This is a genomic window from Frankia sp. CgJB1 (assembly GCF_977947065.1).
This window is the reverse complement of record NZ_CDWTNB010000255.1, coordinates 1-4,464: the sequence shown is the minus strand read 5'-3', so window position 1 is coordinate 4,464 and position 4,464 is coordinate 1. Positions and strand designations below refer to the sequence as shown.

General features: G+C 66.7%; 4 protein-coding genes. All 4 read left to right on the top strand.

Annotation, left to right across the window (positions count from 1 at the left end):
* Positions 1–517: ISAs1 family transposase (locus AC08OT_RS19415; RefSeq protein ID WP_476603161.1), on the top strand; the 517-nt coding region annotated here is incomplete at its 5' end.
* Positions 518–563: 46 nt separating this feature from the next.
* The gene (locus tag AC08OT_RS19410) at positions 564–815 is read left to right on the top strand and encodes a hypothetical protein (protein ID WP_476603160.1); all 252 of its coding nucleotides are present in this window, start codon (positions 564–566) and stop codon (positions 813–815) included.
* A gap of 382 nt (positions 816–1,197) precedes the next feature.
* Positions 1,198–2,178 carry a CehA/McbA family metallohydrolase domain-containing protein gene (locus AC08OT_RS19405; protein ID WP_476594612.1) on the top strand — a complete coding sequence of 327 codons (981 nt, stop codon included), beginning with the start codon at positions 1,198–1,200 and terminating at the stop codon, positions 2,176–2,178.
* Positions 2,179–2,261: 83 nt separating this feature from the next.
* Positions 2,262–4,418, top strand: coding sequence for an outer membrane protein assembly factor BamB family protein (locus AC08OT_RS19400; protein WP_476603159.1), 2,157 nt, complete (start codon positions 2,262–2,264; stop codon positions 4,416–4,418).
* Positions 4,419–4,464: the final 46 nt, after the last annotated feature.

The following is a 4,464-nucleotide window of genomic DNA, read 5'->3' as shown; positions in this document are numbered from 1 at the left end:
GATCAAGGGTAGCCAGCCGATGTTGAAAGACGTCCTGGCCGCCCTGCCCTGGGCCGACGTCCCGACCGGCGACACCACCCGTGACCACGGCCACGGCCGGGACGAGACCCGCACCCTCGAGGTCGCCACCGTCGCCGGCCTCGACTTCCCGCACGCCACCCAGGCGATCAGGATCCACCGCTGGCGCAAGGAGAAGGACAAGGCCCCGACCTGCGAGACCATCTACATGATCATCGGCGTCACCGCCGAACAGGCCGAACCCGCCCTGCTCGCCGACCTTGCCCGCGGCCATTGGCACATCGAGGTCAAGCAGCATTATGTCCGAGACGTGACCTTCGGTGAAGACGCCAGCAGCAGCCGGACCGGCCGTGTCCCGGCAGCCCTCGCGATCTTCCGAGGCGCCGTGATCAACGCGATCCGCCGCGCTGGCTACCGCTACATCCCCTCCGGCCGCCGCGCCCACAAGAAAGCCACCGCCGCTCTCGAGCTCCATGGCTTCCCACGGCAAACCGGATAGACGGGAGACACCGCCGATTCCTGGACAGGTCACTCAGATCGCGAACATGCCGAAGCCTTGGTCGACCTTCTACGGGATGGCTCGCTGGCAGGGCAGACTGGAGAAGAAGCAGGCGTTCCTCGGGCGTCTCGTCGACATCGGCGCCGAACTGTTCGCTATCAGCGCGGCGGTCGTGCGGGCCCGGATGCTCGATGAGGAGGACGAGCCGACTGCGATCGACCTGGCCGACCTGTTCTGCCGGCAGGGAGGAAGCCAGAGGAAGCCAGGGGTTCGGGTCCCCGGGCCCCTACCCAGCTGACACGCTCGCAGACCCGCGGGTCCGGCCCCCGTCGCTGCGCGAGAAGCAGACGTGAAACGAAGTTTCGATACATCCTTGATAGGAAATGTCCATCCATCGTTCATTGGAACGTTGTTCCGTGCAGATAGGTTCGTGGACGTGACGATCAGGCCCAATGAGGCCGGCATGGCGAGCGTTGCTGACGCGCCACCTGGCACCCTTGCCGAACTGGTGCGGGGGCCGCCACGGTCGTCCATGCGTGCCTGAGTCCTGGGTCCCAGGGCCCCCAGACAGCAAAGATCGCTCTAGATCAAGATCTTTTGCTGCTCGCCCTCGGTTCGATCACCTACCCGAAGACTAGCTTCAACGACCCAACCCAAGCCGCCAACCTTGGAGCAGCGACATGTTAGCAGCGGGCCATTCAACAGTGCAGTCCTCTCGCGACGTCGATACCGCACTGCGCGCCTGGACCCAGCCCGGACAGCTATACCGCGGGCAGTTGCACTGCCACTCGACCGACTCGGACGGACTTCTGAGCGTCGAAGAAGTAATAGCTACATACCAGGCCGCCGGCCACGACTGGATCGTGCTTTCCGACCACTATGAAGCCACCTACGACTGGCGACTAACCGACACCACGGCGTTCTCCTCCGAGAAGTTCACCGCGATCGTCGGTGCGGAACTAAGCTCCGCCGCCTGGACCGACCGTCACTGCTATTGGGTTACCGCCGCAGGGCTCCCACTGGACTTCGCCCCACCGCCGGACGATAGCCCCGCCGCCCACGTCGATGCCATCATGCGTGCCAAAGATTCCGGAGCATTTCTGGTGCTGCTACACCCCGGGCTCAACAACCTACCGCTCGGTGCTGCCGACACAATTGCTGGGCTTCATGCAGTCGACGCAGTCGAGATCTACAACCATAGCATGGCCACCATGTTTCCGCACGGTGCTGACGGCAGCTACTTTTACGACGGCCTACTCGAAGCCGGCCACCGACTCTTCGTCGACGCCAGCGACGACGCCCACTTTGAGCACCCCGACAGCCACGGTGGAGGCTGGCTACAAGTACGAGCCGAGCGCAACAGCCCGGACACGATCCTCCAATCGCTAAAGGCAGGGGCCTACTATGCGACCCAGGGTCAAGAAATCACCGCGATGTCGGTTCGCGGCAACCAGCTTGACGTCCATACCAGCCCGGCACGCGCAATCGTGCTCGCCGGCGGCGGAGACCAGTGGCTGAACATACAACAACAGCTCCCGACCCCTCATGAGAAGATTACATCAGCCACATTTGATCTCAGTTCCTTTAGTGGCAAGTACTGCCGCGTTACCGTTGTCGCCCCCGATGGCCGCTGCGCCTGGAGTAATCCATTGTGGCCATAACGAGCTCTTCTTGAGGTCGGCGACGTCCTCACCGAGTGTCGTAGCTCGTATCTCCGCGTCTGATCTCGAGAAAGGCTATCTTCATGCGTGGACGTGTCGTCACCGCCGACGGGCGGGCCTGTCCCGGTGTGCTCGTCAGCGACGGCCGTACGGTCACCACCAGCGCGACGGACGGGACGTTCTTGCTGGCCGCGGCGGGGCCGTTCGTGTTCCTTACCCGCCCCGCCGGCTATGCCGCCGACCGCTGGTTCGCCCCGGCCGCCGAGGAGTCGGTGACGTTCACCCTCACCCCCGTCCCGGTTGCCTTCCCGTACCGGTTCGTGCACGTCTCCGACCTCCACCTCCGCGATCCGGCACTGGACCACACGCTGTTCTCACGGCCGGCGGAGCTGGGGTCGGCGCAGGCGTTGTCGGAGTTCCTCGCGAGGGTCACGGAACGCGCCGGGGAGGTGTCATCGGTGATCGTAACCGGTGACCTCACCGATCTCGGCAGCGATGAGGAGTTCGAGTTGCTGCGCGGGGCGGTGAGCACCAGCCCGCTGCCGGTACACCTGCTGCCCGGCAACCACGACCACATCGCGAACAACCCCGGGCTGTTCGACATGCGGATCGCCCGCACCGGCTACCTCATGCATTCCGCCGATCCCGCCGGCTACGAACGTAACCTGGGCCCGCGCTGGTACTCGTTCGATCTGCCCGGGCTGCACGTGGTCGCGCTGGACTGGCTCACCCACGAACTCGGGCTCGACCACGAGGCGCAGGACGCCTGGCTACGCGCCGACCTGGCATCGATCCCGCCGCAAACCCCGTGGATCCTGCTGTCCCACGACCAGCCGTGGCGTTCCGTCCTGGACGGGCTGCCACGCCCCCCCGCCGCGACGTTCTCCGGGCACCGGCACGTCTCCCGGGTGGTCGAGGTCGACGGCACCCTGCACGTGAGCACCCCGACCGCGCTATTCGGGTCGCTGGACTACACCCCCCCGTCGTTCCGGGTCGTCACTTGGGACGGGCAGAAAATCACCCTGCATACCCGGGCGGTGGCACCCACAGGCCTGGAACGGTCCACCTTCGAGATACCCGACCCGCCCCGCCACCCACCGCACGCCGCCACGGCAGTGGTGCGCTGGCGCCACCAGCTGACCGGGGCCGGGCACCGGGCCCCGGCCCGCCTCGACGGCGACGAAGTAATCATCGGGGTCAGGCACGAGGACCGCCCCGCCGGAGCCGTCGAACTGCTCACCCTCGCGGACGGTTCCCGCCGCTGGCTGGCCGAGCTGGGTTCCTCAGTCAAAGGCACCCCGGCGGTCTTCGCCGATTCGGTGATCGCCGTCGAGGTGGTCGGCGACGTGGTGAGCCTGGACCGTGTCACCGGGACGGAACGCTGGCGGGTACCTTCCCCCGACCCGCTGCGGTTGTTCGCCTGGACCGACCCGGTGGTGGCCGGCGGGCTGGTCGTGGTCGGTGACCTCTCACACCTGCGCGCGCTGGACGCGGCGACCGGCGAACTGCGCTGGGAACGACACGACCTGGCCCCCTACCAGACCCTGGTCGGGCACGCGATCCCCCTCATCGCCGGGGACACCCTGATCGTCGGCAGCTGCCCACTCCCCCGCGGGATGATCGGCCTCGACCTACACACCGGCAGCACCCGCTGGGGACCCGCCGGCGGCGACGGCGAACTCGCCGGCACACCCATCGGCACACCGTTGTACGACACCGAAAGCGCGGCACTGTACCTGCCCACACCCGGCCAGACGGTACGCCTCGATGTCACCAGCGGTAAGGCGAGATGGGCCACCGCGACCACCGCACCGTTCAACCCGGCCACCCCGGTAGCAACACCCTGGGGCCTCGCGGTCGCCGACGCCGGACGCGGAATCGCCCTGCTCGACTACGAAGACGGAACAACCCTCTGGCGCACCGACATCGACCCGGCCGGCCCGTTCGCCATGACCAGCTGCACCCGCACCCCACACCCCGTGTTCGCCCCACCCACCCTGCTCGGCGACACACTCGTACTCCCCGGCCTCGACGGCGTCCTACGCCTCCTGGACGCCCAATCCGGCCAGGCGCGGCACGAAACACCCCTCGGCGCCCCCATCGCCGCACCACTCACCACCGCCGGCGACCTGGCCATCGCCGTCACCGTGGACGGCACCGTCCTCGCCCTCGACACCAAAACCCTGACAACTCGGGCTGGTTCGCCACTGCCGAGCAGGCGTGAAACGAGGTTTCTATAAACATGATTTCTGTGATGCGTTTGTCGTGGCTGGCAACGTTCTGATT

Coding starts and splice junctions, on each gene's coding strand:
- AC08OT_RS19405 (WP_476594612.1), top strand. CDS start 1,198: ATGTTAGCAGCGGGCCATTCAACAGTGCAGTCCTCTCGCGACGTCGAT.
- AC08OT_RS19410 (WP_476603160.1), top strand. CDS start 564: ATGCCGAAGCCTTGGTCGACCTTCTACGGGATGGCTCGCTGGCAGGGC.
- AC08OT_RS19400 (WP_476603159.1), top strand. CDS start 2,262: ATGCGTGGACGTGTCGTCACCGCCGACGGGCGGGCCTGTCCCGGTGTG.